This is a genomic window from Janthinobacterium sp. B9-8 (assembly GCF_000969645.2).
Taxonomy (GTDB): Bacteria; Pseudomonadota; Gammaproteobacteria; order Burkholderiales; family Chitinibacteraceae; genus Iodobacter.
The window spans coordinates 3,415,487-3,440,020 of the sequence record NZ_CP014222.1; the positions used below are offsets into that span (position 1 = coordinate 3,415,487).

The 24,534-nt window shown below is 48.0% G+C and carries 39 protein-coding genes and 1 pseudogene; 8 read left to right on the plus strand and 32 right to left on the minus strand.

Features of this window, described 5'->3' with window-relative positions; genetic code table 11:
• Positions 1 to 5: 5 nt before the first annotated feature.
• From VN23_RS15365 to VN23_RS15395, 7 genes are all read left to right on the plus strand, one after another.
• Entirely contained in the window at positions 6 to 1,241 is a 1,236-nt protein-coding gene (locus tag VN23_RS15365; protein ID WP_046351589.1) for a type II secretion system F family protein, read from the plus strand.
• A complete protein-coding gene (locus VN23_RS15370) occupies positions 1,241 to 2,110 on the plus strand; it encodes a prepilin peptidase (RefSeq protein WP_046351588.1) in 870 nt (289 codons plus the stop codon). Before VN23_RS15365 ends, VN23_RS15370 begins: the two co-directional genes overlap by 1 nt.
• Positions 2,110 to 2,736: a dephospho-CoA kinase gene (gene coaE / locus VN23_RS15375; protein ID WP_231743277.1), complete on the plus strand. Its 627-nt coding sequence runs from the start codon at positions 2,110 to 2,112 to the stop codon at positions 2,734 to 2,736. The genes VN23_RS15370 and coaE overlap by 1 nt, the downstream gene beginning before the upstream one ends.
• Before the next feature lie 60 nt (positions 2,737 to 2,796).
• On the plus strand, positions 2,797 to 3,555 hold the full coding sequence (zapD, locus tag VN23_RS15380) for a cell division protein ZapD (RefSeq protein WP_046351587.1): 759 nt from the start codon (positions 2,797 to 2,799) through the stop codon (positions 3,553 to 3,555).
• The gene (locus tag VN23_RS15385; RefSeq protein WP_046351586.1) at positions 3,552 to 3,743 is read left to right on the plus strand and encodes a DNA gyrase inhibitor YacG; all 192 of its coding nucleotides are present in this window, start codon (positions 3,552 to 3,554) and stop codon (positions 3,741 to 3,743) included. The genes zapD and VN23_RS15385 overlap by 4 nt, the downstream gene beginning before the upstream one ends.
• A 90-nt stretch (positions 3,744 to 3,833) precedes the next feature.
• Positions 3,834 to 4,577: a GNAT family N-acetyltransferase gene (locus VN23_RS15390; RefSeq protein ID WP_046351585.1), complete on the plus strand. Its 744-nt coding sequence runs from the start codon at positions 3,834 to 3,836 to the stop codon at positions 4,575 to 4,577.
• 85 nt (positions 4,578 to 4,662) lie between these two features.
• Positions 4,663 to 5,436: a lysophospholipid acyltransferase family protein gene (locus VN23_RS15395; protein WP_046351584.1), complete on the plus strand. Its 774-nt coding sequence runs from the start codon at positions 4,663 to 4,665 to the stop codon at positions 5,434 to 5,436.
• Here the strand turns inward: VN23_RS15395 and VN23_RS15400 are convergent.
• On the minus strand, positions 5,418 to 6,239 hold the full coding sequence (locus VN23_RS15400; protein ID WP_046351583.1) for a symmetrical bis(5'-nucleosyl)-tetraphosphatase: 822 nt from the start codon (positions 6,237 to 6,239) through the stop codon (positions 5,418 to 5,420). The genes VN23_RS15395 and VN23_RS15400 overlap by 19 nt on opposite strands.
• Positions 6,240 to 6,389: 150 nt before the next feature.
• On the opposite strand from VN23_RS15400, the gene VN23_RS15405 reads away from it, so the two are divergent.
• Positions 6,390 to 7,184 (plus strand): HDOD domain-containing protein, encoded by a 795-nt coding sequence (locus VN23_RS15405; protein WP_231743438.1) that lies wholly within the window; start codon positions 6,390 to 6,392, stop codon positions 7,182 to 7,184.
• Positions 7,185 to 7,260: 76 nt separating this feature from the next.
• Here VN23_RS15405 and rplQ read toward each other — a convergent pair whose 3' ends face one another.
• The 31 genes and pseudogenes from rplQ to fusA form a co-directional block, all read right to left on the minus strand.
• Positions 7,261 to 7,650, minus strand: coding sequence for a 50S ribosomal protein L17 (rplQ, locus tag VN23_RS15410; RefSeq protein ID WP_046351582.1), 390 nt, complete (start codon positions 7,648 to 7,650; stop codon positions 7,261 to 7,263).
• A gap of 24 nt (positions 7,651 to 7,674) precedes the next feature.
• Positions 7,675 to 8,658, minus strand: a complete 984-nt coding sequence (locus VN23_RS15415) for a DNA-directed RNA polymerase subunit alpha (protein ID WP_046351581.1) — start codon at positions 8,656 to 8,658, stop codon at positions 7,675 to 7,677.
• A gap of 34 nt (positions 8,659 to 8,692) precedes the next feature.
• Positions 8,693 to 9,325 (minus strand): 30S ribosomal protein S4, encoded by a 633-nt coding sequence (rpsD, locus tag VN23_RS15420; RefSeq protein ID WP_046351580.1) that lies wholly within the window; start codon positions 9,323 to 9,325, stop codon positions 8,693 to 8,695.
• Positions 9,326 to 9,339: 14 nt separating this feature from the next.
• Complete coding sequence (rpsK, locus tag VN23_RS15425) at positions 9,340 to 9,732, minus strand: 30S ribosomal protein S11 (RefSeq protein ID WP_046351579.1); 393 nt, start codon at positions 9,730 to 9,732, stop codon at positions 9,340 to 9,342.
• 16 nt (positions 9,733 to 9,748) lie between these two features.
• On the minus strand, positions 9,749 to 10,111 hold the full coding sequence (rpsM, locus tag VN23_RS15430) for a 30S ribosomal protein S13 (RefSeq protein ID WP_046351578.1): 363 nt from the start codon (positions 10,109 to 10,111) through the stop codon (positions 9,749 to 9,751).
• Between the two features lie 64 nt (positions 10,112 to 10,175).
• Positions 10,176 to 10,289 carry a 50S ribosomal protein L36 gene (rpmJ, locus tag VN23_RS15435; RefSeq protein WP_046351577.1) on the minus strand — a complete coding sequence of 38 codons (114 nt, stop codon included), beginning with the start codon at positions 10,287 to 10,289 and terminating at the stop codon, positions 10,176 to 10,178.
• 35 nt (positions 10,290 to 10,324) lie between these two features.
• On the minus strand, positions 10,325 to 10,543 hold the full coding sequence (infA, locus tag VN23_RS15440; RefSeq protein ID WP_046351576.1) for a translation initiation factor IF-1: 219 nt from the start codon (positions 10,541 to 10,543) through the stop codon (positions 10,325 to 10,327).
• 12 nt (positions 10,544 to 10,555) lie between these two features.
• On the minus strand, positions 10,556 to 11,860 hold the full coding sequence (secY, locus tag VN23_RS15445) for a preprotein translocase subunit SecY (RefSeq protein WP_046351575.1): 1,305 nt from the start codon (positions 11,858 to 11,860) through the stop codon (positions 10,556 to 10,558).
• Positions 11,861 to 11,886: 26 nt separating this feature from the next.
• Positions 11,887 to 12,321, minus strand: coding sequence for a 50S ribosomal protein L15 (rplO, locus tag VN23_RS15450; RefSeq protein ID WP_046351574.1), 435 nt, complete (start codon positions 12,319 to 12,321; stop codon positions 11,887 to 11,889).
• On the minus strand, positions 12,322 to 12,507 hold the full coding sequence (gene rpmD, locus VN23_RS15455; protein ID WP_046351573.1) for a 50S ribosomal protein L30: 186 nt from the start codon (positions 12,505 to 12,507) through the stop codon (positions 12,322 to 12,324). It lies immediately after the preceding gene.
• On the minus strand, positions 12,504 to 13,019 hold the full coding sequence (rpsE, locus tag VN23_RS15460) for a 30S ribosomal protein S5 (protein WP_046351572.1): 516 nt from the start codon (positions 13,017 to 13,019) through the stop codon (positions 12,504 to 12,506). The genes rpmD and rpsE overlap by 4 nt, the downstream gene beginning before the upstream one ends.
• A gap of 20 nt (positions 13,020 to 13,039) precedes the next feature.
• Positions 13,040 to 13,393, minus strand: a complete 354-nt coding sequence (gene rplR, locus VN23_RS15465) for a 50S ribosomal protein L18 (protein ID WP_046351571.1) — start codon at positions 13,391 to 13,393, stop codon at positions 13,040 to 13,042.
• Between the two features lie 13 nt (positions 13,394 to 13,406).
• Positions 13,407 to 13,940 carry a 50S ribosomal protein L6 gene (gene rplF / locus VN23_RS15470; RefSeq protein ID WP_046351570.1) on the minus strand — a complete coding sequence of 178 codons (534 nt, stop codon included), beginning with the start codon at positions 13,938 to 13,940 and terminating at the stop codon, positions 13,407 to 13,409.
• Between the two features lie 12 nt (positions 13,941 to 13,952).
• Entirely contained in the window at positions 13,953 to 14,345 is a 393-nt protein-coding gene (gene rpsH / locus VN23_RS15475; protein ID WP_046351569.1) for a 30S ribosomal protein S8, read from the minus strand.
• Positions 14,346 to 14,360: 15 nt separating this feature from the next.
• Positions 14,361 to 14,666 carry a 30S ribosomal protein S14 gene (gene rpsN / locus VN23_RS15480; RefSeq protein ID WP_046351568.1) on the minus strand — a complete coding sequence of 102 codons (306 nt, stop codon included), beginning with the start codon at positions 14,664 to 14,666 and terminating at the stop codon, positions 14,361 to 14,363.
• Positions 14,667 to 14,673: 7 nt separating this feature from the next.
• A complete protein-coding gene (gene rplE, locus VN23_RS15485; RefSeq protein ID WP_046351567.1) occupies positions 14,674 to 15,213 on the minus strand; it encodes a 50S ribosomal protein L5 in 540 nt (179 codons plus the stop codon).
• Positions 15,214 to 15,226: 13 nt separating this feature from the next.
• Positions 15,227 to 15,547 (minus strand): 50S ribosomal protein L24, encoded by a 321-nt coding sequence (gene rplX / locus VN23_RS15490; RefSeq protein WP_046351566.1) that lies wholly within the window; start codon positions 15,545 to 15,547, stop codon positions 15,227 to 15,229.
• A gap of 10 nt (positions 15,548 to 15,557) precedes the next feature.
• Positions 15,558 to 15,926, minus strand: a complete 369-nt coding sequence (rplN, locus tag VN23_RS15495; protein WP_046351565.1) for a 50S ribosomal protein L14 — start codon at positions 15,924 to 15,926, stop codon at positions 15,558 to 15,560.
• Positions 15,927 to 16,112: 186 nt separating this feature from the next.
• Positions 16,113 to 16,373, minus strand: a complete 261-nt coding sequence (gene rpsQ, locus VN23_RS15500; protein WP_046351564.1) for a 30S ribosomal protein S17 — start codon at positions 16,371 to 16,373, stop codon at positions 16,113 to 16,115.
• A gap of 2 nt (positions 16,374 to 16,375) precedes the next feature.
• A complete protein-coding gene (rpmC, locus tag VN23_RS15505; protein ID WP_046351563.1) occupies positions 16,376 to 16,564 on the minus strand; it encodes a 50S ribosomal protein L29 in 189 nt (62 codons plus the stop codon).
• On the minus strand, positions 16,561 to 16,980 hold the full coding sequence (gene rplP / locus VN23_RS15510) for a 50S ribosomal protein L16 (protein WP_046351562.1): 420 nt from the start codon (positions 16,978 to 16,980) through the stop codon (positions 16,561 to 16,563). The genes rpmC and rplP overlap by 4 nt, the downstream gene beginning before the upstream one ends.
• 1 nt (position 16,981) lies before the next feature.
• Positions 16,982 to 17,671, minus strand: a pseudogene (rpsC, locus tag VN23_RS15515) (30S ribosomal protein S3); the annotation flags it as partial.
• Between the two features lie 9 nt (positions 17,672 to 17,680).
• Positions 17,681 to 18,010, minus strand: coding sequence for a 50S ribosomal protein L22 (gene rplV / locus VN23_RS15520; protein ID WP_046351560.1), 330 nt, complete (start codon positions 18,008 to 18,010; stop codon positions 17,681 to 17,683).
• Positions 18,011 to 18,019: 9 nt separating this feature from the next.
• A complete protein-coding gene (gene rpsS / locus VN23_RS15525; RefSeq protein WP_046351559.1) occupies positions 18,020 to 18,295 on the minus strand; it encodes a 30S ribosomal protein S19 in 276 nt (91 codons plus the stop codon).
• A gap of 5 nt (positions 18,296 to 18,300) precedes the next feature.
• Entirely contained in the window at positions 18,301 to 19,137 is an 837-nt protein-coding gene (gene rplB / locus VN23_RS15530; RefSeq protein WP_046351558.1) for a 50S ribosomal protein L2, read from the minus strand.
• A gap of 12 nt (positions 19,138 to 19,149) precedes the next feature.
• Positions 19,150 to 19,452, minus strand: coding sequence for a 50S ribosomal protein L23 (rplW, locus tag VN23_RS15535; protein ID WP_197433117.1), 303 nt, complete (start codon positions 19,450 to 19,452; stop codon positions 19,150 to 19,152).
• On the minus strand, positions 19,452 to 20,072 hold the full coding sequence (gene rplD / locus VN23_RS15540; RefSeq protein ID WP_046351556.1) for a 50S ribosomal protein L4: 621 nt from the start codon (positions 20,070 to 20,072) through the stop codon (positions 19,452 to 19,454). Before rplD ends, rplW begins: the two co-directional genes overlap by 1 nt.
• Positions 20,072 to 20,716 (minus strand): 50S ribosomal protein L3, encoded by a 645-nt coding sequence (gene rplC / locus VN23_RS15545; RefSeq protein ID WP_046351555.1) that lies wholly within the window; start codon positions 20,714 to 20,716, stop codon positions 20,072 to 20,074. The genes rplD and rplC overlap by 1 nt, the downstream gene beginning before the upstream one ends.
• Positions 20,717 to 20,873: 157 nt before the next feature.
• Positions 20,874 to 21,185 carry a 30S ribosomal protein S10 gene (gene rpsJ / locus VN23_RS15550; protein ID WP_046351554.1) on the minus strand — a complete coding sequence of 104 codons (312 nt, stop codon included), beginning with the start codon at positions 21,183 to 21,185 and terminating at the stop codon, positions 20,874 to 20,876.
• 12 nt (positions 21,186 to 21,197) lie between these two features.
• Complete coding sequence (tuf, locus tag VN23_RS15555; protein WP_046351553.1) at positions 21,198 to 22,388, minus strand: elongation factor Tu; 1,191 nt, start codon at positions 22,386 to 22,388, stop codon at positions 21,198 to 21,200.
• Between the two features lie 27 nt (positions 22,389 to 22,415).
• Entirely contained in the window at positions 22,416 to 24,515 is a 2,100-nt protein-coding gene (gene fusA, locus VN23_RS15560; protein WP_046351552.1) for an elongation factor G, read from the minus strand.
• Positions 24,516 to 24,534: the final 19 nt, after the last annotated feature.

Consider the following 24,534-nt stretch of genomic DNA (forward strand, 5'->3'; position numbering starts at 1 on the left):
GCGTCATGGCTCTAGCACCCAAAGCACTTAACAAAACACTTAAAGTAAAAGAATTTACTTTTATCTGGGAAGGTAAAGATCGCGGAGGCAAAATTGTCAAAGGCGAGGTACGGGCCAGTGGCGAGCACGTTGTTAAAAACACGCTTCGCCGCCAGGGTATTAATGTACTCAAAGTAAAAAAACAACGGATGGGTTCGAGCAAGAGAATTACTGACGAAGACATCACCATGTTTACCCGGCAATTAGCCACCATGCTTAAATCCGGCGTGCCGCTGCTCACTTCTTTTGATATTGTTGCCAAAGGCCACAGCAATCCATCAGTAACCAAGTTGCTAATGGATATCAAAAATGATATCGAAACGGGATCATCTCTCACGCAAGCGTTTAGAAAGCACCCCAATGAGTTTGATGCTCTGTATTGCAATCTGATTCAGGCGGGTGAGCAAGCCGGTATTTTAGATGCCTTACTCGCCCGGCTTGCCACATATAAAGAAAAAACGCTGGGCGTTAAGAAAAAAATCAAATCCGCGCTGTTTTATCCTACTGCCGTTATTGTGGCGGCATTTGTTATTACTGCCGTGATTATGATTTTTGTGATTCCTGCGTTTAAAGAGCTATTTTCCAGTTTCGGGGCTAATTTACCTACGCCAACACTGGTAGTTATGGCTATTTCCGATGTATTTGTCACTTACTGGTGGCTCATATTCGGCGGGATATTTGGCGGAATTTGGGGCTTTTTAAAAGCATGGAAAAAATCCGAAGCCATTCAAATTGTCATGGATCGCTTGCTGCTTAAAATTCCGATTATTGGCAAAATTATGCTGGATGCCACAATTGCTCGCTGGTGCCGTACCTTGGCAACCATGTTTGCGGCGGGCGTCCCCCTAGTCGAATCGCTTGATTCGGTTGGTGGAGCTGCAGGTAATTATCTCTACAAACTGGCAACCAAGAAAATTCAAACCGAAGTAAGCACCGGTACCAGCTTAACTTTAGCCATGCAAAGCACCAATATGTTCCCCAATATGGTGATGCAAATGGTCGCAATTGGTGAAGAATCCGGTGCATTAGATTCAATGCTCAGCAAAGTGGCCGATTACTACGAAGAAGAAGTGGATAATGCGGTTGAAGCATTATCCAGCCTGATGGAGCCGATTATCATGGTGGTATTGGGTACGCTCATTGGTGGCTTGGTCGTTGCAATGTACTTACCAATTTTCAAAATGGGCGAGGTTGTGGGTTAATGATTGAGTTGTTTTTGGATAGCCCCGCCATATTTGGCGGTTTTTTATTCGTATTGGGTTTATTAGTGGGCAGTTTTTTAAATGTCGTTATTCACCGTATCCCCAAAATGATGGAGCATCAATTCAGGCAAGAATGTCAGCTTATTGATGCCCCAATCGATGCCATTACTCCACCAAGCACCACCTACAACTTAGTCGTTCCACGCTCAGCCTGCCCAAGCTGCGGCCATGCAATTGGGGCACTAGAGAATATCCCGGTGATCAGTTACTTGGTTTTACGAGGACGTTGCAAAGCATGTAAAACGCAGATCAGCCCTCGCTATCCGATGGTTGAGCTGCTTTGCGCAACACTCACAACCATTGCAGGCTTACATTTTGGCGTTACAATCGCCGCAATCGCCGCAATCATGCTGACATGGGCTTTAATTGCACTGGTCTTTATTGATGCAGATACTTATCTATTACCCGATAGCATCACACTCCCGCTGCTCTGGCTTGGCCTGCTCTTTAACTTAAATAACCTATTTGTTCCCCTCGACCAAGCTGTCATCGGTGCAGTTGCCGGCTATTTAGTGCTGTGGGCTGTTTACTGGCTATTTAAGCTTGTCACTGGCAAAGAGGGCATGGGCTACGGCGACTTTAAGCTACTTGCAGCATTGGGCGCTTGGTTTGGGTGGCAAGCTTTGCCAAGCATTATTTTGCTATCCTCAATCAGTGGCGCAGTAATCGGTATTGCTCTTACCATACTTGCTAAGCGTGGAATGGGAAAACCCATGCCATTTGGGCCTTACCTTGGGATTGCAGGCTGGCTTACATTACTGATTGGCGGCTCGCTACAACAGCTTCTTTTTAGTGGTGTGGCGGCTTAATGCGAGCAGATGGCATGCGTATTATTGGTCTTACTGGAGGGATAGGCAGCGGCAAATCAACCGTTGCCAAGCTTTTTGCAGAACTAGGCGTTCCTGTCATTGATACCGATGAAATTGCTCACGCCCTAAGTCAGCCCCCTTCTGCAGCACTAGTGCAAATTGCTCAAGAATTCGGCCAGGATTTCATAGAAAAAGATGGTTCACTCAAACGAGCACGGATGCGTGAACACATTTATACAAATACAGAAGCAAAAACCAAGCTAGAAAATATTTTTCATCCCATGATCAAAAATATTGTAATGGAAAGGCTGGATCAGTTACCCACCCATACTCCCTATGCACTATTAGTTGTCCCTTTATTATTTGAAACAAACACCTATACCAATACTATTGATCGGAGTCTGCTGGTCGATTGCTCTATTGAGCAGCAAATTGAGCGGGTAGGCGCACGGAGTGGCTTAAAAAACACAGAAATTGAAGCGATTATTGCCAATCAACACCCAAGAGCCGCACGAATACAACTCGCCAATGATATTATTTTGAATGTAAGCACTCTTGCTCATTTACAATCCAGCGTTAGTTCACTTCACCAGCGATATCAGGATCCAACATGTCGGTTTACGTAATAGATTTTCATAAACCATTTTTTGCTGCAAAATCGAATATCTTCGCCGGTTAGACGCATCGTGATTAGCTACGAATTCCCTATTAACGAGCGCATTCGCACCCTTTTGCGGCTCGAGCACTTATACAACCGCACCATTCAGTATGTGGGGCGCGACTCTGCAACAGACCATCATGCGGCCTTGCTTGGTATTTTCGAAATCATGGAAGTCGCTGGTCGTGCGGATATGAAATCGGATTTACTGCAGGAATTGGAACGCCAACGACAAGCTTTATCTGCACTACGTAATAATCCGCAAATATCAGAAGATGCATTGGAACGGGTCTTAATCGATATTGAGGAAACGCATTGCAAAATGCTAAATATGACAGGCAAGTTTGGTCAGGCGCTGCGAGAAAATGAATGGCTAATGGCCATTAAACAACGTGTCACTATTCCAGGTGGTGCATGCGCCTTTGACTTACCTTCTTACCACTATTGGCAGCAACAAACTGCTGAATACCGCAGAGTAGACATTGATGGCTGGTTTAATCCTTTACTGCCCATCAAGCATGGATTAGACATTGTACTTCGCTTACTGCGAGACAGCATGCGCGAGAATAATTACACCGCAAAAAATGGTAATTTTCAGCAAATGTCAGGCGGAAAAACAGTACAACTATTAAGAGTGAGCTTGCCTACTCACTTGGCGGCTGTGCCCGAGCTATCAGCTAACCGCTATGCGATTAATATCCGTTTTGTAGTGCCCTCAACTAGTGGAGAACGCGCTAAGGTTGTCGATACAGATGTCGACTTTGGCCTTGGCTACTGTAATTTATGAATACACCCACATTTCAAACCAAATGCCCAAGCTGTGGAAAACAACATACATATTCCACAGAAAATCCGAGCCGCCCTTTTTGCTCTGAACGCTGCAAATTGATCGATTTAGGCCGTTGGGCCAATGAAGAATACAATATTCCGGCAACGCCCAGCAGCAGCCAGGATTTAGACGCCCCCTCACATTAACTCTTTTTCTTCTGTCACTTCAGCTTCATCTCACCGTCATCGCAGCGTCATCTGCAAGCTTTAAGTTTCCTCTTACTCAGGAGGAAACCAATGCTTCAAACTCAGATTACCCCCAGCCGAAAACGTAAACTCTCTGTATGTATTGCTGACAATGATGAGCTAATCCGTGCAGCGCAGGCTTTACGATACCGAGTGTTCGTTGAAGAAATGGGTGCACATATTGTATGCCGTGAGCCAGGCATTGATCGTGATCTGTTCGACGCTTACTGCGACCATTTGCTGGTCCAGGACGATGAAACCGGCGAAGTCGTCGGCACCTACCGCATCCTTCCCCCACATCAGGCACGAAAGCTGGGCAGCTATTACTCAGATACTGAATTTGATCTCACCAGACTAGGGCATTTACGCGAGCAATTGGTTGAAATTGGCCGCTCTTGTGTACACCCAGACTATCGCTCTGGCGCCACAATCACGCTGCTCTGGGCAGGCCTTGCCGAATATATGAGCAAGAACCAATACAACTACCTAATAGGCTGCGCCAGCGTCTCTATTGCTGATGGTGGCCACGTAGCTGCTAGTCTTTATCACAAACTTGCCAAAGACAAACTAGCCCCCGTTGAATGGCGTGTTTTTCCTCGCTGCCCTCTTCCCATCTCAACACTGAACCAACGCCTAGAAACTGAAGTGCCGCCTTTAATTAAAGGTTATCTTCGCGCCGGTGCACTCATTTGCGGCGAACCCGCATGGGACCCAGACTTCAATACCGCAGACCTTTTCATTATCTTGCCAATGCAAAACTTAGATATGCGTTATGCCCGACACTTCATGCGGTGATCTTCACACACAAGGGAGTTGGCCGAACGAGCAAGAAACAGCTAAACTCACAGCATTACGAATTTTCCTACAGAATTTTAGCTGCATGCGCACTCCATTGTTATGCCTACGTCTTAGTCGCCTATGCCGCTTAATCATCCATTTTGCCAAAGGTTTGTTTAAAGTTACATTCCGCTTTCCGCACTGGTCGCTGGCAGAACGGGTGGACTATATTCAGACGTGGTCAAAGCAATTAACCCTGATTCTAGGTGTTAGTTTACGTGTCCAAGGCATTGGGCCAGGCAAGTACCCAGAACAGCATATGCTGTTAGCCAATCACATTTCATGGCTGGATATTTTTATTCTGGATTCGGTGACTGTTTCAAGATTTGTAGCCAAATCCGAGCTCAGGTCCTGGCCAATTATTGGCCGCCTATGCATTGGTACTGGCACGCTTTTTATTGAAAGAGAGCGAAAAAGAGACACTGCCCGTGTTAACGATGCCATCGTTGCTGCTTTAAGTGAAGGGCACTGTGTTACCGTTTTTCCTGAAGGCACTACGGGCTGTGGGCGGCAACTTTTGCCATTTCGTTCATCATTATTGCAAGCAGCAATCGATGGGAATGCAACAATTCAACCTGTTTACCTGCGCTACACCGATGAAGATGGCAAGCACTCTGACGCTGCGACCTATATTGGCGACATGTCGATTGCACAATCTGTATGGCGAATTTTAGGTACACGCTCATTACATGCAGAAATTAACTTTCTGGCCCCGTTTCCGACTGACCATAAAAACCGGCGCATATTAACTCAATTTATTGAAGCAAGAATATGCACGGCTCACCATGCACTCAACCCTCAATCAAATAACGCCTGATACTGACTGCGGGCGGCAACCTGGTAAAGTCGCCCACTATCTAAGCACACTCCAGTTAACGCGCCACCCCATACACACCCCGTGTCTAATGCCCACACGTCGTCTCGCAACATCAAACCAAGCGCTGACCAATGGCCGCAAACAATACGACGGTTTAAAGGCAAGCGACCTGCAACATCAAACCATGGCTTAATCCCTGCTGGTGCTTGATCGCGCTCGCCTTTATACTTAAATTGCAGCGCGCCATCCGTAGTCACAAACCGCATTCGTGTTAAACAATTTACAGTGAAACGCATTCGATCTTCAGCACTCATACTCTCCGCCCAATCAACGGGCTGATTGCCGTACATCACCGCCATAAAGTCTTTCCATTTTTCACCACGTAATGCCAGCTCTACCTCACAAGCGGCAGTCTTAGCCGTTTCAAGCGACCAGCCTGGGCTAATACCGGCATGCACAATTAAAACATCACTCAAATCAATCAACAAAGGTTGCTGCCGCAGCCAGAAAATAAGCGCGTCCCCATCAGGAGCATCTAGCACCACCTGCAAAGTGTCCCCTGGCTTTGCCTGAGCGATTCCAGCTGCCATTGCTAATAGATGCAAGTCATGATTCCCAAGCACCAGTGACACACCTTTGGTATGCGCCGCCCAGCGAAGTGTTTCAAGTGATGCAGGCCCACGATTAACCAAATCGCCAACAAGATAAAGCTCATCGCAAAGAGGATTAAAAGCCATGCTATCTACTACGGCCATTAGCTCTGTAAAACACCCTTGAATATCGCCAATTGCATATCGTGACATAACTCATCCATTTAGCAGCTAAAATGAAAACATTACTACTGATCCAGCAGATTAATGACCATGGCCCTTCATATAAAACCCAGCCTTAACGACTGGCTCATTAAACTGAGTAATATAGAAATCCCCGCCATGCAGTATACCTTGGATCAAATGGCACATTTGAAATCCAAAAGTGATGACATTAGCATCAGAGACCTGTCACAGCTCATACGACACGATCCGTTGCTCACGCTCAGATTAATACGATTCCAGCAAGAACATCGGCGCGCAGTCCAAACGAGCGATGTAAACACAGTGGATCATGTGCTTTTAATGATAGGAATGACTGGTTTTTTCCGTGAATTTAGCACGATGCCTGCTATTGAAAACACCCTGCATCAGAGCCCCAGCGCGCTGATTAGCATAAAGAAAATCATATCCCGCTCCTATCTGGCAGCAAAAATTGCTGAAAGCTTAGGTGGTCAACGCCATGATGTAGACCCAGTCGAAGTAATTACAGCCTCTTTATTACATGACCTCGCTGAAATTTTACTCTGGCTGATCGCTCCTGAGCTTGCACAACAAATTGCACTTCATATACAGCGCCACCCTGGCAGCAGAAGTCATGACGCGCAAAAATTAATCCTTGGCTTTACCAACAATGAACTACAAACAGCATTAGCGCAACACTGGCACTTGCCTGCTTTACTCACCCATTTAATGGATGAGCGCCATATTGATGAGCCCAGAGTCAGAACAGTGACCATTGCGACATCAACTGCCCGCCACCTTGTTCATCACTGGCAAGACCCTGCGCTACCCGATGACTACCAGAATATTGCCGACCTACTGAGCTGTGACGATGACCATGCCTATGCTTTGGTTCGAAATGTAATGATCAAAGCCGCTCATGAATGGAGCTGGTTTTCTGTTTTGCCTGTGGCATCACAAATACCACAGCAATAAAATACTGAGGGCAATAAAAAAGCCAACCTTGCGGTTGGCTTTTTTACATTACAACGAATAGCTGCAAAACAACTGATTACTCAGCTGCTTCAACCACTTCCGCTTCTTCCGGACGGTCTACAAGTTCAACAAATGCCATAGGAGCATTGTCGCCTTGACGGAAACCGCACTTCAGAATGCGAAGGTAGCCGCCATTACGGGCAGCATAACGCGGGCCCAGCACGTCGAACAACTTAACCACCATATCGCGATCGCGAGTGCGATTGAACGCCAGACGGCGGTTCGCAAGCGAAGGCTTTTTACCCAAAGTGATCAAAGGCTCTGCAACACGGCGCAGCTCTTTTGCTTTAGGTAAAGTGGTCTTGATGACTTCGTGACGGAGCAACGAATTCGCAAGATTGCGCAACATCGCCAGACGGTGACTTGTCGTGCGATTTAATTTGCGATTAGATTGACGGTGACGCATTTGTCGATTTCCTTTTGCCCGCTATTACGGCTTTTCTAAGCCAGCAGGCGGCCAGTTTTCAAGGCGCATGCCCAGCGAGAGGCCTTTAGAGGCAAGAACTTCCTTGATCTCATTAAGCGATTTACGCCCAAGATTAGGTGCCTTCAAAAGCTCAGTCTCGGTACGCTGGATCAGGTCGCCGATATAATAAATGTTCTCTGCCTTCAGGCAGTTAGCCGAACGGACAGTCAGTTCGAGGTCATCAACCGGACGCAACAGAATCGGATCGATCTGCGGTGCCTGTGGTTGCTCTTCCTCTACGGGAGTGCCTTCAAGATCAGCGAACACGGCGAGCTGGTCAATTAGCATACGTGCAGCCTGACGCACAGCTTCTTCAGGTTCAATTACGCCATTGGTTTCAATGTCAATAATCAAACGATCAAGATCAGTACGTTGCTCTACACGTGCGCTTTCTACGTGGTAGCTAACACGGCGAATCGGGCTGAAAGACGCGTCAAGCATGATGTTACCGATAGTACGGTTTTCATCTTTAGCAAGACGGTTAGGTGCAGGCTGATAGCCGCGACCTTTTTCAACCGTAATTTCCATATTAAGCTTGCCACCAGCAGACAGATGGGCAATCACATGATCTGGATTGATCACCTCAACATCGTGTGACAGCTGAATATCGGACGCTTTAACGACGCCCTCACCCTCTTTTGAGAGGGTGAGAACGACCGAGTCCCGACCATGCAGCTTGAGCACAACGCCTTTGAGGTTCAGCAAGATATCGACTACATCTTCCTGTACGCCATCCAGTGCGGAATACTCGTGAACCACCCCTTCAATTTTCACTTCAGTCGGTGCAAAACCAGACATCGATGAAAGAAGAATGCGGCGTAGAGCATTGCCGAGCGTATGGCCGTAACCGCGCTCGAACGGCTCCATCACGACTTTCGCCTGGGCAGCGTTTAAAGCCTGCACATCAATGATGCGCGGCTTGAGCAACTCATTCGCGTTGATTTGCATAAGTCAGTATCCCTTGGCTAGCCGGGTCAGAATATTACTTGGAGTAGAATTCCACAACCAGCGCTTCGTTGATGTCGCTGGACAGATCGGAACGCTCTGGCATGTTCTTAAACACACCTTCAAGCTTCTTAGAATCTACCTGTACCCAGCTCGGAAAACCGATACCCTCAGCCAAGGAAACTGCTTCTTGGATACGTGCCTGAGTTTTCGACTTATCGCGAACGGAAACAACGTCGCCAGCTTTAACCAAGTAGGAAGGAATATTCACAACACTACCGTTTACCACAATAGCTTTGTGGGAAACAAGTTGACGAGCTTCAGCACGTGTAGAGCCAAAACCCATACGATAAACAACGTTATCGAGACGACACTCAAGAAGCTTCAGTAGGTTTTCACCTGTTGAGCCCTTACGACGGCTAGCTTCTTCAAAATAACGACGGAACTGACGTTCCAATACGCCATAAATGCGACGGATCTTTTGTTTTTCACGCAAATGAACGCCGTAATCAGATAGACGTGATGGCTTTTTACCGCCACTCACACCGTGCTGACCAGGAGCTTGTTCTAATTTGCACTTACTATCCAAAGAACGACGAGCGCTCTTAAGGAAAAGATCCGTACCCTCACGACGTGCAAGTTTGCACTTGGGTCCAATATAACGAGCCATAACTTACTCCGGGATTAGATACGACGCTTCTTCGGCGGACGACAACCGTTATGCGGAATCGGCGTAACATCCGAAATGCTCGTGATCTTGAAGCCGAGAGCGTTCAATGCACGCACAGCGGACTCACGACCCGGACCCGGACCCTTGATACGAACTTCGAGGTTCTTTACACCGTATTCTTGGGCAACTTTACCAGCAGCCTCTGCAGCTACTTGAGCCGCAAAAGGTGTACTTTTCCGAGAGCCTTTAAAACCAGCACCGCCCGAGGTAGCCCAAGACAGTGCATTCCCTTGGCGATCAGTGATGGTTATGATTGTGTTATTGAAAGATGCGTGCACGTGCACAACGCCTTCAGACACACTCTTTTTGACTTTCTTCCGTACACGTACTGTGTTTGCTTTAGCCATTCTTCAATTCCTTGGATTACTTCTTGCCAGCGATGGACTTACGCGGACCCTTGCGAGTACGCGCATTGGTACGAGTACGCTGACCGCGGCACGGAAGTCCTCTGCGGTGACGGAAACCACGGTAGCAACCAAGGTCCATAAGACGCTTGATGCTCATGGTCACTTCGCGGCGCAAATCACCCTCGACAACATACTTGCCAAGTTCTTCACGCAGCAGATCTAATTCAGCATCGCTGAGATCTTTAACCTTTTTTGTAGGCTCTACGCTTGTAGCTGCGCAGACGGCATAGGCGCGGGTGCGACCAATACCGAAAATAGCCTGAAGGCCGATCACAGTATGCTGATGATTCGGGATATTAACCCCAGCAATACGGGCCATACTTTTCTTACCCCAGGTTCAAAAAGCTTTGCATGTTAACACCAGAAACTGATTGTCGCAACAATCAGCCTTGGCGCTGCTTGTGCCGCGGGTCGGTGCAAATCACACGCACAACACGGTTGCGGCGTACGATTTTACAATTGCGGCAAATTTTCTTGACCGACGCTTGAACTCTCATCGTCTTTCCTTTCGATCAAAATTAAATCCGGGCTATTACTTGGCCCGGAATACAATGCGAGCCTTAGTCAGATCATAGGGAGTCAACTCCACTGTGACCTTATCTCCAGGCAGGATACGGATGTAATGCATCCGCATCTTACCAGAAATATGACCAAGAACCACATGTCCGTTTTCGAGCTTGACCTTGAACGTTGCATTTGGCAACGTTTCCAGGACTTCGCCCTGCATCTGAATGACTTCGTCTTTCGCCATAGCCTGTTACGCCTAGCCCTTGAAGTTAGCTTTCTTGAGCAGACTCTCGTACTGATGTGAGAGCACGTAAGACTGCATCTGCGACATAAAGTCCATTGTTACGACTACAAGAATCAACAGAGAAGTACCACCAAAATAGAATGGAACATTCCACTTCAGGATCAAAAACTCCGGAATCAAGCAGATTACCGTAATATAAACAGCACCGATTAATGTGAGTTTTAAAATCAATTTTTCGATGTATTTCGCAGTATGGTCTCCCGGGCGGTAACCCGGAATCATCGCCCCACTTTTCTTCAGATTATCTGCAGTTTCCTTCGGATTGAAGACTAAGGCAGTATAGAAGTAGCAGAAGAAAATGATCGCAGTCGCATACAACAGCACATAGAGCGGCTGACCAGGATGCAGCATGTCACCGATCGATTTAAGCCAAGACAACTTATCGCTATTACCAGTCCACGACAGTAATGTCGCAGGGAACAAGATAATTGAAGAAGCAAAAATCGGAGGGATCACGCCCGCCATATTCAGTTTCAGCGGAAGGTGTGTGCTTTGTGCCTGCATCATGCGATTACCAACTTGGCGTTTCGCATAATGAATAGGAACTTTGCGCTGACCGCGTTCAACAAACACAACAGCAGCAGTTAACAACACAACACCAACAAAGAGAAACAGCACAAGCAAGATAGGTAAAGCGCCCTGATTAGCAAGTGATAATGTCTTACCGATCGCCGATGGCAGACCAGAAGCAATACCAGAACAGATCAAGATTGAAATACCGTTGCCGATACCTCGCTCAGTGATCTGCTCACCTAACCACATCAGGAACATGGTGCCAGTCACCAGCGTCACGACAGTAGTAAACACAAACTGAGCTTGTGCTACAACCACCAGATTCGGCTGCTTGAACAGCATCATTGCAATACCAAAGCTCTGTGCAGTAGCAAGAAGCAGCGTCGCATAACGCGTATATTGCGTAATCTTACGACGACCTGCTTCTCCCTCTTTTTTCATCTGCTTCAGAGATGGCAGCACCTCGGCAGCGAGCTGTAAAATAATCGATGCCGAGATGTAAGGCATGATCCCGATAGCGAACACGGTAAAGCGAGAGAGAGCACCACCGGAAAACATATTGAACATGTTCAATAAACCGGTTTGCGACGACTCAAACAATTTTGCCAGTTCAGCTGGATTGATGCCTGGCACCGGGATGTGTGCGCCGATTCGATATACGATCAACGCCCCGATGAGGAACCAAATCCGGCGTTTAAGATCCGCAAACTTGTTTGCAGAACTAGCCAGAGCGGGATTTGCCATTACTGCCTTATCCTCAGTTTACCGAATTACTCGGTGATGCTGCCGCCAGCTGCTTCAATAGCAGCACGGGCACCCTTAGTTACAGCCAAGCCCTTGAGTACAACCGCACGCTCAATAGTGCCGGAAAGTACAACTTTCCCGCGTAGAGCATGCTGAGATACAACACCAGCTTGAAGCAGCGCTTCAAAGGTAATTTCGCTCAATGGCAAATCGTTGATGTCCGACAAACGAACTTCAGCGGTATCACCACGTGTGAGTGAAACAAAACCACGTTTTGGAAGACGGCGTTGTAAAGGCATTTGACCGCCTTCAAAACCGACTTTATGGAAACCACCAGTACGCGATTTCTGACCTTTGTGACCACGACCAGACGTTTTGCCTAAGCCAGAGCCAATACCGCGGCCTACACGACGCTTAGCGTGAGTAGAACCAGCAGCTGGTTTCAGGTTATTAAGTTCCATTTAGCCTTCCACCTTCAGTAGGTAGCTAATCTTGTTAGCCATACCACGGTTTTCCGGGGTATCGATCACTTCAGAGCTACTGTTAAGACGACGGAGACCTAAGCCACGGGCGCATGCCTTGTGAGCTTCCAGGCGTCCAATCAGACTTTTAACCAAAGTTACTTTGAATTTCTTAGAGTCGCTCATTTAGCCGCTCCCAGAATCTCTTCAACAGACTTACCACGCTTCGCAGCAATATCTGCTGGCGTATGAAGCTTGGAAAGACCGTCTAAAGTCGCACGTACAATGTTGTACGGGTTAGTAGAACCATGGCACTTAGCCGAAATATTATGGATACCCATAACTTCGAACACAGCACGCATTGGACCACCAGCAATAATACCCTTACCATCTGCAGCAGGCTGCATGAACACTGTAGTAGCGCCATGTTTACCAAATACTGTGTGGTGAATCGTACCATTGCGCAAAGTAACTTTTTGCAACTTACGACGGGCTTCTTCCATTGCTTTTTGTACGGCTACAGGCACTTCTTTCGATTTGCCCTTACCCATACCAACGCCGCCATCACCATCACCAACTACTGTCAGTGCGGCAAAACCAAGGATACGACCACCCTTGACGACCTTGGTAACGCGATTTACAGCGACCATCTTTTCACGAAGGCCGTCGCCGCGTTCTTCCATATCGTTCTTAGCCATTATATCAACTCCAAACTCAATTAGAAGACGAGGCCGCCCTCACGAGCGGCATCAGCTAAGGCCTTAACACGGCCGTGATATTTGAAACCGGAACGGTCAAATGCAACCGTTTCGACACCTGCAGCTTTCGCTTTTTCTGCGATACGCTTGCCAATCACGACTGCGGCATCAACAGAGCCGCCATTCTTGATTTGGCCACGAACATCTGCTTCAAGAGTTGAAGCAGAAACCAGTACTTTGCTACCGGTTTCGTCGATGATCTGGGCGTAGATGTGACTGTTGGTGCGGTGCACCGACAGACGCAACATCTTGAGCTCCGAAATCTTTGCACGGGTTTTACGTGCGCGGCGGAGTCGAGCTTGGTTCTTGTCCATGATTCAGCCTCGATTACTTCTTCTTGGTTTCTTTCAATACGACAACCTCATCGGAATAACGTACGCCCTTGCCTTTATATGGCTCTGGTTTACGATATTCACGAATTTCGGCTGCAACCTGACCAACTAGTTGCTTGTCGGCGCCCTTGAGGACGATTTCGGTTTGTGTCGGAGTTTCCACCTTCACACCCGCTGGCATTGTATGCGCAACTGGGTGAGAAAAGCCGAGAGTCAAGTTCAAGACATCGCCTTGAGCTTGAGCACGGTAACCAACGCCAACCAGCAAGAGCTTACGCTCAAAGCCTTTAGAAACGCCGTTTACCATGTTGTTTACCAACGCACGCAAAGTACCGGACATAGAGCGAGCATGCTTAGATGCACTCTTAGCGGCAAATTGAACTGCATTGTCCTCAACCTTAACATCCACATCAACGCAAAGAGTTTGCGTCATTGTGCCGTGCGGGCCCTTCACAACGATTTCACCAGCAGCGAACTTAACTTCTACGCCTGCCGGGATAACTACTGGGTTTTTTGCTACGCGAGACATCGATTCACCTCTTTAAGCGACGACGCACAGAAGCTCGCCACCAATACCATTGGCACGTGCTTTGCGATCTGTCATTACGCCTTTGGAGGTGGACAAAATAGCCACACCCAGACCGTTCATCACCGTTGGGATTTCTGTTGCACCTTTGTAGATGCGCAGACCCGGCTTGGACACACGGTCCAAGCGCTCGATAACCGGACGACCAGCGTAGTACTTGAGTTCGATGGTCAGAACAGGCTTAACTTCACCTGCGACTTCAAACGATTCGATATAACCTTCATCTTGCAACACGCCAGCAATTGCTAACTTCAGCGTGGACGATGGCATTGTAACTTGTGCCTTGTCCGCGCGTTGTGCGTTGCGAATACGGGTTAGCATATCGGCGATAGGATCATGCATTGCCATGTTTTATCTCTCCTATTACCAGCTAGCCTTGACCATGCCAGGAACTTCACCCTTAAAGGCGAGTTCACGTAGCTTGATACGGCCGAGTCCGAATTTGCGATACACGCCACGACCACGACCAGTAATCGAACAACGATTTACTAGACGTACCGGGCTTGCATTACGCGGAAGCTGCTGGAATTGCAAACGAGCAGCAAAACGCTCTTCGTCAGATGCATTCTGGTCATTGATGACCGCCATCAGCTTTTCACGCTTGGCGGCGTACTTGGCGACGGTTGCACGACGCTTTTCCTCACGCTTAATCACTGCGACTTTAGCCATGGTTGCCTCAACTCTTGAATGGGAATTTGAAGCAAGCGAGTAAAGCACGCGCTTCTTCATCTGATTTAGCTGTAGTGGTAATCGTAATATTCATACCACGTAAAGCATCAATCTTATCGTATTCGATTTCTGGGAAAATGATTTGCTCACGTACGCCCATGTTGAAATTACCACGACCGTCAAACGATTTACCACTCACGCCGCGGAAGTCACGTACACGTGGCAGAGCAATCGTTACCAGACGATCCAAGAATTCGAACATGCGTTCGCGGCGCAAAGTCACTTTGCAGCCAACCGGATAACCTTCACGAATCTTAAAACCAGCAATCGACTTTTTAGCTACAGTAACAACCGGCTTTTGACCAGCAATCTTCACCAAATCACCAACAGCATGATCCATCACTTTCTTATCCGCGATCGCTTCGCCAACACCCATATTAATGGTGATTTTGTCGATACGTGGAACTTGCATGATGGATTTGTAACCGAACTGTTCAACCAGCTTCGGAATTACTTGATCTTTATAAAACTCTTGCAGACGAGCCATTTTTCATCACCCCTTAGCCGCCAATCACTTCGCCACTAGACTTAAAGAAACGAACCTTACGGCCATCCTCTAAAGTCTTGAAGCCAACGCGATCAGCCTTGCCCGTTGCAGTGTTAAACAAGGCAACATTAGAAATGTGAACCGGCATAGTCTTTTCGACAATACCGCCCTGTACACCGCGCATTGGATTAGGCTTTTGGTGTTTTTTCACCACGTTCACGCCCTCAACCACGACACGATCTTCAGCCGGGATTACGCGCAGCACTGTACCGCGCTTGCCGTTGTCCTTGCCTGTGATAACGATGATTTCATCGCCTTTGCGAATCTTGTTCATGCCCGTCCCCTTACAACACTTCTGGCGCAAGTGAAACGATTTTCATGAATCGTTCATTGCGCAGCTCACGAGTCACTGGCCCAAAAATACGGGTACCAATTGGCTCAAGCTTGGCGTTAAGGAGAACTGCAGCGTTGCCGTCAAACTTGATCAGCGAACCATCAGCACGGCGTACGCCCTTAGCGGTGCGAACCACTACAGCGCTATAAACATCACCTTTTTTAACACGGCCGCGAGGGGCTGCATCTTTAATGGCAACTTTAATAATATCGCCCACCGAAGCGTAGCGACGCTTGGATCCACCAAGAACCTTAATGCACATTACAGAACGTGCACCAGTGTTATCGGCAACTTCAAGCCTAGTTTGCATTTGAATCATTGAAACAAACCTCCAACTTTTTCCGCCATTATCTCGGCAAGACCGAGTCGCTCGGCAAAACCGAGCATTAGCAGCTAGTTTTGGATCCCGTAGGGAAGAACTCCATACACAACAAGATATTATATATGGATAAGAAAGCGGGCATTGTACATAAAGCACAATACCCGCGCAAGCACGTATTAAATATTAATTACGAGCTTTTTCTACCAGCGTCGTCACAGCCCAATTTTTAGTCTTGGATAGTGGACGAATTTCTTGGATCGTAACCAAATCACCTTCGTGATATTGATTGCTTTCGTCGTGTGCATGGTATTTTTTGGAACGACGCATCATCTTGCCGTAGAGCGGGTGTTTAACCAGACGCTCTACCAACACGGTAACAGTCTTATCCATTTTATCGCTGACGATACGGCCTGTCAGTTCGCGCTTCAGTTTAGCTTCAGACATCGTTACGCCGCCTTCTGAGCCATGATGGTATGAACGCGCGCAATATCTTTGCGCACACGGTTGAGTTCGCTTGGCTTCGCCAGTTGACCCGTCGCATGCTGCATACGCAAGCTAAACTGCGCCTTCAACAATGCGGTCAACTCAGCCTTCAGCTCTTCAACAGATTTCTGATGTAGTTCAGCAGCTTTCATCGTTGTCCCGCCTGACGAGTGACAAAGGTAGTCGCGAATGGCAACTTAGCAGATGCAAGGCGGAAAGCCTCACGTGCAACTGCTTCATCTACACCATCCAACTCATACAATACTTTGCCTGGTTGAATCTCAGCAACCCAGTAATCCGGGCTACCCTTACCATTACCCATTCGAACTTCAGCGGGCTTGGTAGAGATTGGCTTATCTGGGAACGTACGAATCCATACACGACCACCACGTTTAATATAACGGGTAATCGCACGACGTGCGGATTCGATCTGACGAGCAGTCAGACGACCACGACTAGTGGCCTTGAGCCCAAACACACCAAAAGCAACGCTGTTACCACGAGTAGCAATACCCGTGTTACGGCCCTTCTGGACCTTGCGATACTTAAGTCTAGTTGGCTGCAGCATTGCGAGGCCCCTTCCGTGCGTTTTTCTTCTGAGCTTCAGGCGCTACTTCAGCGGCCTTTTCGCCCGGCTTCATTTCGCCTTTATAAACCCAAACCTTGATACCAATGATACCGTAGGTGGTTTTGGCTTCAGAAGTCGCGTAGTCGATATCAGCACGAAGAGTATGCAAAGGCACACGGCCTTCACGATACCACTCACAACGTGCAATTTCGATGCCATTCAAGCGACCTGACGACATAATCTTGATACCTTGAGCACCAAGACGCATCGCGTTTTGCATAGCACGCTTCATAGCTCGACGGAACATCACACGCTTTTCAAGCTGTGCAGAAATGCTGTCGGCAATAATCTGCGCATCGATTTCAGGCTTGCGCACTTCTTCGATATTTACATGCACGGGCACATTCAGGATTTTTTGCAGCGCTTTCTTAAGCTGCTCAATATCCTCACCCTTCTTACCAATCACCACACCAGGACGAGCCGTGAAAATAGTGATTTTGGCATTCTTAGCCGGACGCTCGATTACGACACGACTCACTGAAGCACTGGCCAGTTTCTTTTTCAGATAATCGCGTACAGCGATATCTTCATTGAGCATACCGGCAAAATTGCTACTGTTGGCGTACCAACGCGAAGCCCAGTTCTTAGTGACGGCGAGACGAAAACCCGTCGGATGAACTTTCTGACCCATAGTCGCTCCTTAATCGCCAACAATCAATGTGATGTGGCAAGTTTGCTTCTCGATACGATTGCCACGGCCTTTGGCACGTGCGCTGAAACGCTTAAGAGAAGGTCCCTTATCCACAAAAATTGTGGTCACTTTGAGTGCGTCGATATCGGCGCCTTCATTGTGCTCAGCATTGGCAATAGCGGATTCCAGAACCTTCTTAATTAAAACTGCACCCTTTTTAGGGCAGAAGGCCAAGATGTTCAACGCCTGCTCTACCGGCTTGCCACGGACTAGGTCAGCGACCAGCCGCGCTTTTTGGGCGGAGAGGCGAGTGTTGCTTAATACAGCAGATACTTGCATGTCTTCACCTTATCGCTTGGCTTTTTTGTCCGCAGCATGGCCTTTGAACGTGCGGGTGAGTGCGAACTCGCCCAGCTTGTGTCCAACCATGTTTTCGTTCACATATACTGGAACGTGCTGCTTACCATTGTGAACTGCAATTGTCAGACCAACGAAGTCTGGCAACACAGTAGAACGGCGTGACCAAGTTTTCACTGGACGCTTGTCGTTCGCCGCGCGGGCAGTTTCCACCTTTTTAATCAGGTGCAGGTCAACGAATGGGCCTTTTTTAATAGAACGTGCCATTTACATTACCTCTTGTTCGCGGGACGACGACGCACGATCATATTGCTTGTGCGCTTGTTGCGACGAGTGCGATAGCCCTTAGCAGGCTGGCCCCATGGACTTACTGGAACACGACCTTCACCAGTACGACCTTCACCACCACCGTGCGGGTGATCAACCGGATTCATAGCAGTACCACGTACAGTTGGACGAATACCCAACCAACGCTTAGCACCTGCTTTACCGTAGGAGCGAAGATTATGCTCTTCGTTACCCACTTCACCGATTGTTGCGCGGCAGTCAACGTGAACCTTGCGGATTTCGCCAGAGCGCAAACGCAACTGAGCGTAAGCACCTTCACGAGCCAGCAACTGAACACCAGCACCAGCAGAGCGAGCAATTTGCGCGCCTTTACCTGGCTGCATTTCAATACAATGGATCGTCGAACCAACTGGGATATTGCGGATAGGAAGGGTATTACCCACCTTAATCGGCGCATCCGAGCCAGAAATCACGGTCATATCAGCCTTAAGGCCTTTAGGAGCAATGATGTAGCGACGTGTGCCGTCTGTATAACAAAGCAAGGCGATGTTAGCAGTGCGGTTAGGATCGTATTCAAGACGCTCTACGCGAGCTACGATTCCGTCTTTATCATTACGCTTAAAGTCAATTAGACGATAATGCTGTTTGTGACCACCACCCATATGACGGGTTGTAATCACACCACGGTTGTTACGACCAGCTGTCTTGCTTTGCGACTCGAGCAAAGGAGCGTATGGCGCACCTTTGTGTAGATCTGGGGTCACAACCTTGACGACGGCGCGGCGACCGGGGGACGTCGGTTTTACTTTTACCAATGCCATTTTCAGTCTCCTTTACTGCGCTGCCGCGAGGTCGAGTTCTTGGCCTGCAGCAAGGCTAATATAAGCCTTTTTCCAGTCCTTGCGACGACCTACGGTACGACCAAATTTCTTGCCCTTGCCCTTGACATTCAATGTCGACACGCCTTCAACCTTCACTTTAAAGAGAAGCTCAACAGCGGCCTTGATTTCTGCCTTAGTAGCGTCCGTAGATACACGGAAAACAACTTGATCATTCTTTTCAGCCACAAAAGTGGTCTTTTCTGACACGATAGGTGCCAAAAGAACTTGAAGCAGACGATTTTCAGAGAATTGCATCATGCGTACAACTCCTCAAAAGCTTGCAGCGCTTCACGAGTGATAACCACTTTCTTAAAACGAACGAGGCTCACTGGATCAGCTTGCGATGGCTCAAGCACCAGAACGTGCGCAAGATTGCGCGACGCTAGGTACAAGTTTTCATCCAGCTCTTTGGTGATAATCAACACGGAATCCAACTGCATAGCAGCAAGCTTCAGTGCGAAAGCCTTAGTTTTTGGTGTTTCGGCAGTAAAGCTTTCCACCACCACAAGACGCTCTTCACGAACCAGCTGCGACAAGATAGTCGCAATACCAGCACGGAACATCTTACGGTTAACCTTTTGTGAGAAGTTCTCATCCGGGCTATTCGGGAAAGCACGACCACCACCACGCCATAGCGGTGAGGAGCTCATACCAGCACGAGCACGGCCTGTACCCTTCTGCTTCCAAGGCTTTTTGGTCGAGTGACTTACGTTATCACGACCTTTTTGAGCACGATTGCCGCTACGAGCATTCGCGAAGTAAGCTGTCACAACTTGGTGAACCAGCGCTTCGTTGAATTCGCGTGCGAACAGTGCATCTGAACCAGCGACAGCGGCTTGCGCCTCGCCGGCAGCATTGATGACTTTAAGATCCATTACGCACCTGCCTTCACACTCGGACGAACAACCACGTCATTGCCCTTGCAGCCAGGAACAGCGCCCTTAACTAACAGCAATTGACGTTCGGCATCGACACGGACGATTTCCAAGTTCTGGGTAGTACGTTGAACGTTACCCAGTTGACCTGCCATGCGCTTACCAGGAAAAACACGACCCGGATCTTGCGCTTGACCAATGGAACCCGGCGTATTATGCGAGCGCGAGTTACCGTGGGAGGCACGGTTGGAAGAAAAATGGTGACGTTTGATAACACCAGCAAAACCCTTACCCAGAGTTGTACCAGTTACATCAACATAAGAACCAATCGCAAACATCTCAACTGAAAGCTGATCACCAGCTTTCAATTCTGCTAATTTCTCAGCAGTAACGTTAAATTCAACCAGACCCAAACCTGCTTCCACGCCTGCTTTCGCAAAGTGGCCAGCTTGAGCCTTGTTAACACGACTAGCTTTCTTTGCACCGAAAGTTACCTGAACAGCTGCATAGCCATCAGTTTCCGGCGTCTTGATTTGCGTAACGCGATTAGCAGACATGTCCAGCACTGTTACCGGAATGGAAGCACCATCCTCAGCAAAAACGCGGGTCATGCCGACTTTACGTCCGACAAGTCCTAAGCTCATAGTTATATCCCTTTCAGGGCCGATTACGATTGACCGGCTAAACCTAAAGTAAAAAAGGCTTGCCACCCTTAAGTGGCAAGCCCGCGACTTTAGCAAAGTTTTCCTTTTACCGCAAGCACTTAGCGTACATCACTGTAAAAAAAACTTTGATTGTCTATTACTGCAGTTTGATTTCTACGTCTACACCAGCTGGAAGATCCAGCTTCATCAGTGCATCAACGGTTTTGTCTGTTGGATTGACAATATCCATTAAACGCAGGTGCGTACGAATTTCCATCTGATCACGCGCCATTTTATTAACGTGTGGAGAGCTCAGAATGTCAAAACGCTCAATTTTAGTAGGAAGCGGAACCGGTCCTTTAACAACAGCACCAGTACGCTTAGCCGTATCAACAATTTCCTGCGCCGAACGATCGATCAAAGCGTAGTCAAAAGCTTTCAGACGGATACGAATTTTTTGGTTTTGCATTTTCACAAGCCTTTAAACGAGGACTTTGGCAACAACACCAGCGCCAACAGTACGACCACCTTCGCGAATAGCGAAGCGTAGACCTTGTTCCATAGCAACTGGAGCGATCAGGGTAACGGTAACTTCAACGTTATCACCTGGCATCACCATTTCAGTACCTTCTGGCAAATCAACCGAACCTGTTACGTCAGTTGTACGGAAGAAGAATTGTGGACGGTAGCCGTTGAAGAATGGAGTGTGACGACCACCTTCATCTTTCGACAGAACGTAAACAGAACCTTCAAACTTAGTATGCGGAGTAATCGAACCTGGCTTAGCCAATACTTGACCACGCTGAACATCTTCACGCTTAGTACCACGAAGCAATGCACCGATGTTATCGCCAGCTTGACCTTGATCAAGCAGCTTACGGAACATTTCAACACCAGTACATGTTGTCTTAACTGTTGTAGTAATACCAACAATTTCGATTTCTTCGCCGACTTTAACAACGCCGCGCTCAACACGACCAGTCACAACAGTACCGCGACCTGAGATCGAGAATACGTCTTCAACTGGCATCAGGAACGCGCCATCAACAGCACGTTCTGGCAATGGAATGTATGAATCAAGCGCTTCAGCAAGACGGAAAATCGATGGCTCGCCGTGCTCAGACTGATCACCTTCCAGGGCCATACGAGCAGAACCAACAATAATTGGAGTGTCGTCACCAGGGAAGTCATACTTGCTCAGCAGTTCACGAACTTCCATGTCTACCAATTCAAGCAATTCAGCATCATCAACCAAGTCAGCTTTGTTCAGGTAAACAATGATGTATGGAACGCCAACTTGACGAGCCAACAAGATGTGCTCACGAGTTTGCGGCATAGGACCATCAGCTGCTGAACATACCAAGATCGCGCCATCCATCTGCGCAGCACCAGTAATCATGTTCTTGATGTAATCCGCGTGACCTGGGCAGTCAACGTGAGCGTAGTGACGTGTTTCTGTCTCATACTCAACATGTGAAGTATTAATAGTAATACCGCGTGCTTTTTCTTCAGGAGCGCTATCGATTTGCGAGTAATCTTTAGCTTCGCCACCGAATTTCTTCGACAAGATAGTCGAAATTGCCGCTGTCAGTGTGGTTTTACCATGGTCAACGTGACCAATTGTACCAACGTTAACGTGTGGCTTTGTGCGCGTAAACTTTTCTTTTGCCATTGCTGTAGATCCTTTAAATTTATTTAATTATTTCTTGTTCGCAATAATCGCGTCAGCCACATGCTTCGGCGCTTCGGAGTAGTGCTTGAATTCCATAGAGTAAGTTGCACGACCTTGCGACATTGAGCGCAAGCGAGTCGAGTAACCAAACATCTCGGAAAGAGGCAACTCAGCCTTAACCATCTTGCCACCGGCAGGATTATCATCCATACCTTGCAAGATGCCACGACGGGACGAGATATCGCCCATGATGTCACCCATGTACTCTTCTGGTGTTTCGACTTCTACAGCCATCATTGGCTCAAGAATAACGGCACCAGCACGACGCATCGCTTCTTTAAATGCAATCGAACCTGCAAGTTCAAACGCAAGTTGTGAAGAGTCAACATCATGGTACGAACCAAACGTCAGGCGAACCTTAACGTCCACGACAGGGAAGCCTGCCAACACACCAGCTTTCAGCGTGTTTTGGATACCCTTGTCCACCGAAGGGATAAATTCACGAGGAATCGAACCACCCTTAACTTCGTCAGAGAAGGAGTAACCATTGCCTTCACCAGCCGGCTCAACAGTAATCACGCAATGACCGTACTGACCTTTACCGCCAGACTGTTTCGCGTGCTTACCTTCAACATCGGCAGCGATGCGGGTAATGGTTTCGCGGTATGCAACTTGCGGAGCACCCACATTCGCTTCAACGCCAAATTCACGACGCATGCGATCAACCAGAATTTCTAAGTGCAACTCACCCATACCAGACATAATTGTCTGGCCGGTTTCTTCGTCAGTACGCACACGGAAAGAAGGATCTTCTTTCGCCAAGCGATTCAGGGCAATACCCATCTTCTCTTGGTCTGGCTTTGTCTTAGGCTCAACAGCAACGTGAATTACTGGCTCTGGGAACACCATGCGTTCCAAGATAATGAAGTCACTCGGCGCACATAAAGTCTCACCAGTCGTTACATCTTTCAAGCCAATCGCAGCGGCAATATCACCCGCGTAAACTTCATCAATTTCTTGACGATCGTTTGCGTGCATTTGCACGATACGGCCAATACGCTCTTTCTTATCTTTAACCGAGTTCAAAACGGTATCGCCAGACTTCACGATGCCGGAGTAAACGCGGAAGAAGGTCAACTGACCAACATAAGGATCGCTCATCAGCTTAAATGCTAAGGCAGAGAATGGAGCTGCATCAGAAGCTTCACGAGTGATATTTTCTTCTTTCTCGTTTACACCAGTGATCGCAGCAACCTCAACCGGCGACGGCATAAAGTCGATAACTGCGTCGAGCATGCGTTGCACACCCTTGTTCTTGAACGCACTACCGCACAGCATAGGCTGAATTTCGCACGCTAAAGTACGAATACGCAGGCCTTCAATGATTTCAGCTTCGCTCAAATCGCCTTCTTCAAGGTATTTGTTCATCATCTCTTCAGATGATTCAGCAGCCGCTTCAACCATGTTTTCGCGCCATGTTTGAGCAATATCTACTAATTCAGCAGGGATCTCACCATACTCAAACTTCATACCTTGCGATGCTTCATCCCACAAGATGGACTTCATCTTGATCAGATCAACCACACCGGTAAAGCCATCTTCTGCGCCAACTGGAATTACAACTGGTACTGGATTAGCTTTCAGGCGAATCTTCATCTGCTCAACTACGCGGAAGAAGTTAGCACCTTGACGGTCCATCTTGTTTACGAAAGCAAGACGCGGAACTTTGTATTTATTAGCTTGACGCCATACGGTTTCAGACTGGGGTTGAACACCACCCACAGCGCAGTAAACCATGCAAGCACCATCCAGAACGCGCATTGAGCGCTCAACTTCAATCGTGAAGTCAACGTGACCTGGGGTGTCGATGATGTTAATGCGGTGTTCCGGGTACTGTTGCGCCATGCCTTTCCAGAACGTAGTTGTCGCAGCAGAAGTAATCGTGATACCACGCTCCTGCTCTTGCTCCATCCAGTCCATTGTTGCAGCGCCGTCATGCACTTCACCGATCTTGTGGTTTACACCGGTGTAGAACAGAACGCGTTCGGTCGTCGTCGTTTTACCGGCGTCAATGTGAGCAGAGATACCAATATTACGGTAACGCTCAATAGAAGTCTTACGTGCCACGGGATATTCCTTGTCCGAG

What these genes read in the sequence shown, in the direction of transcription:
- VN23_RS15365 (WP_046351589.1), top strand. Translation starts at nt 6, where the DNA reads ATGGCTCTAGCACCCAAAGCACTTAACAAAACACTTAAAGTAAAAGAA.
- VN23_RS15370 (WP_046351588.1), top strand. Translation starts at nt 1,241, where the DNA reads ATGATTGAGTTGTTTTTGGATAGCCCCGCCATATTTGGCGGTTTTTTA.
- coaE (WP_231743277.1), top strand. Translation starts at nt 2,110, where the DNA reads ATGCGAGCAGATGGCATGCGTATTATTGGTCTTACTGGAGGGATAGGC.
- VN23_RS15385 (WP_046351586.1), top strand. Translation starts at nt 3,552, where the DNA reads ATGAATACACCCACATTTCAAACCAAATGCCCAAGCTGTGGAAAACAA.
- VN23_RS15390 (WP_046351585.1), top strand. Translation starts at nt 3,834, where the DNA reads ATGCTTCAAACTCAGATTACCCCCAGCCGAAAACGTAAACTCTCTGTA.
- VN23_RS15395 (WP_046351584.1), top strand. Translation starts at nt 4,663, where the DNA reads ATGCGCACTCCATTGTTATGCCTACGTCTTAGTCGCCTATGCCGCTTA.
- VN23_RS15400 (WP_046351583.1), bottom strand. Translation starts at nt 6,239, where the DNA reads ATGTCACGATATGCAATTGGCGATATTCAAGGGTGTTTTACAGAGCTA.
- VN23_RS15405 (WP_231743438.1), top strand. Translation starts at nt 6,390, where the DNA reads ATGGCACATTTGAAATCCAAAAGTGATGACATTAGCATCAGAGACCTG.
- rplQ (WP_046351582.1), bottom strand. Translation starts at nt 7,650, where the DNA reads ATGCGTCACCGTCAATCTAATCGCAAATTAAATCGCACGACAAGTCAC.
- VN23_RS15415 (WP_046351581.1), bottom strand. Translation starts at nt 8,658, where the DNA reads ATGCAAATCAACGCGAATGAGTTGCTCAAGCCGCGCATCATTGATGTG.
- rpsD (WP_046351580.1), bottom strand. Translation starts at nt 9,325, where the DNA reads ATGGCTCGTTATATTGGACCCAAGTGCAAACTTGCACGTCGTGAGGGT.
- rpsK (WP_046351579.1), bottom strand. Translation starts at nt 9,732, where the DNA reads ATGGCTAAAGCAAACACAGTACGTGTACGGAAGAAAGTCAAAAAGAGT.
- rpsM (WP_046351578.1), bottom strand. Translation starts at nt 10,111, where the DNA reads ATGGCCCGTATTGCTGGGGTTAATATCCCGAATCATCAGCATACTGTG.
- rpmJ (WP_046351577.1), bottom strand. Translation starts at nt 10,289, where the DNA reads ATGAGAGTTCAAGCGTCGGTCAAGAAAATTTGCCGCAATTGTAAAATC.
- infA (WP_046351576.1), bottom strand. Translation starts at nt 10,543, where the DNA reads ATGGCGAAAGACGAAGTCATTCAGATGCAGGGCGAAGTCCTGGAAACG.
- secY (WP_046351575.1), bottom strand. Translation starts at nt 11,860, where the DNA reads ATGGCAAATCCCGCTCTGGCTAGTTCTGCAAACAAGTTTGCGGATCTT.
- rplO (WP_046351574.1), bottom strand. Translation starts at nt 12,321, where the DNA reads ATGGAACTTAATAACCTGAAACCAGCTGCTGGTTCTACTCACGCTAAG.
- rpmD (WP_046351573.1), bottom strand. Translation starts at nt 12,507, where the DNA reads ATGAGCGACTCTAAGAAATTCAAAGTAACTTTGGTTAAAAGTCTGATT.
- rpsE (WP_046351572.1), bottom strand. Translation starts at nt 13,019, where the DNA reads ATGGCTAAGAACGATATGGAAGAACGCGGCGACGGCCTTCGTGAAAAG.
- rplR (WP_046351571.1), bottom strand. Translation starts at nt 13,393, where the DNA reads ATGGACAAGAACCAAGCTCGACTCCGCCGCGCACGTAAAACCCGTGCA.
- rplF (WP_046351570.1), bottom strand. Translation starts at nt 13,940, where the DNA reads ATGTCTCGCGTAGCAAAAAACCCAGTAGTTATCCCGGCAGGCGTAGAA.
- rpsH (WP_046351569.1), bottom strand. Translation starts at nt 14,345, where the DNA reads ATGGCAATGCATGATCCTATCGCCGATATGCTAACCCGTATTCGCAAC.
- rpsN (WP_046351568.1), bottom strand. Translation starts at nt 14,666, where the DNA reads ATGGCTAAAGTCGCAGTGATTAAGCGTGAGGAAAAGCGTCGTGCAACC.
- rplE (WP_046351567.1), bottom strand. Translation starts at nt 15,213, where the DNA reads ATGGCTCGTCTGCAAGAGTTTTATAAAGATCAAGTAATTCCGAAGCTG.
- rplX (WP_046351566.1), bottom strand. Translation starts at nt 15,547, where the DNA reads ATGAACAAGATTCGCAAAGGCGATGAAATCATCGTTATCACAGGCAAG.
- rplN (WP_046351565.1), bottom strand. Translation starts at nt 15,926, where the DNA reads ATGATTCAAATGCAAACTAGGCTTGAAGTTGCCGATAACACTGGTGCA.
- rpsQ (WP_046351564.1), bottom strand. Translation starts at nt 16,373, where the DNA reads ATGTCTGAAGCTAAACTGAAGCGCGAACTGACAGGCCGTATCGTCAGC.
- rpmC (WP_046351563.1), bottom strand. Translation starts at nt 16,564, where the DNA reads ATGAAAGCTGCTGAACTACATCAGAAATCTGTTGAAGAGCTGAAGGCT.
- rplP (WP_046351562.1), bottom strand. Translation starts at nt 16,980, where the DNA reads ATGCTGCAGCCAACTAGACTTAAGTATCGCAAGGTCCAGAAGGGCCGT.
- rplV (WP_046351560.1), bottom strand. Translation starts at nt 18,010, where the DNA reads ATGCAAGTATCTGCTGTATTAAGCAACACTCGCCTCTCCGCCCAAAAA.
- rpsS (WP_046351559.1), bottom strand. Translation starts at nt 18,295, where the DNA reads ATGGCACGTTCTATTAAAAAAGGCCCATTCGTTGACCTGCACCTGATT.
- rplB (WP_046351558.1), bottom strand. Translation starts at nt 19,137, where the DNA reads ATGGCATTGGTAAAAGTAAAACCGACGTCCCCCGGTCGCCGCGCCGTC.
- rplW (WP_197433117.1), bottom strand. Translation starts at nt 19,452, where the DNA reads ATGCAATTCTCTGAAAATCGTCTGCTTCAAGTTCTTTTGGCACCTATC.
- rplD (WP_046351556.1), bottom strand. Translation starts at nt 20,072, where the DNA reads ATGGATCTTAAAGTCATCAATGCTGCCGGCGAGGCGCAAGCCGCTGTC.
- rplC (WP_046351555.1), bottom strand. Translation starts at nt 20,716, where the DNA reads ATGAGCTTAGGACTTGTCGGACGTAAAGTCGGCATGACCCGCGTTTTT.
- rpsJ (WP_046351554.1), bottom strand. Translation starts at nt 21,185, where the DNA reads ATGCAAAACCAAAAAATTCGTATCCGTCTGAAAGCTTTTGACTACGCT.
- tuf (WP_046351553.1), bottom strand. Translation starts at nt 22,388, where the DNA reads ATGGCAAAAGAAAAGTTTACGCGCACAAAGCCACACGTTAACGTTGGT.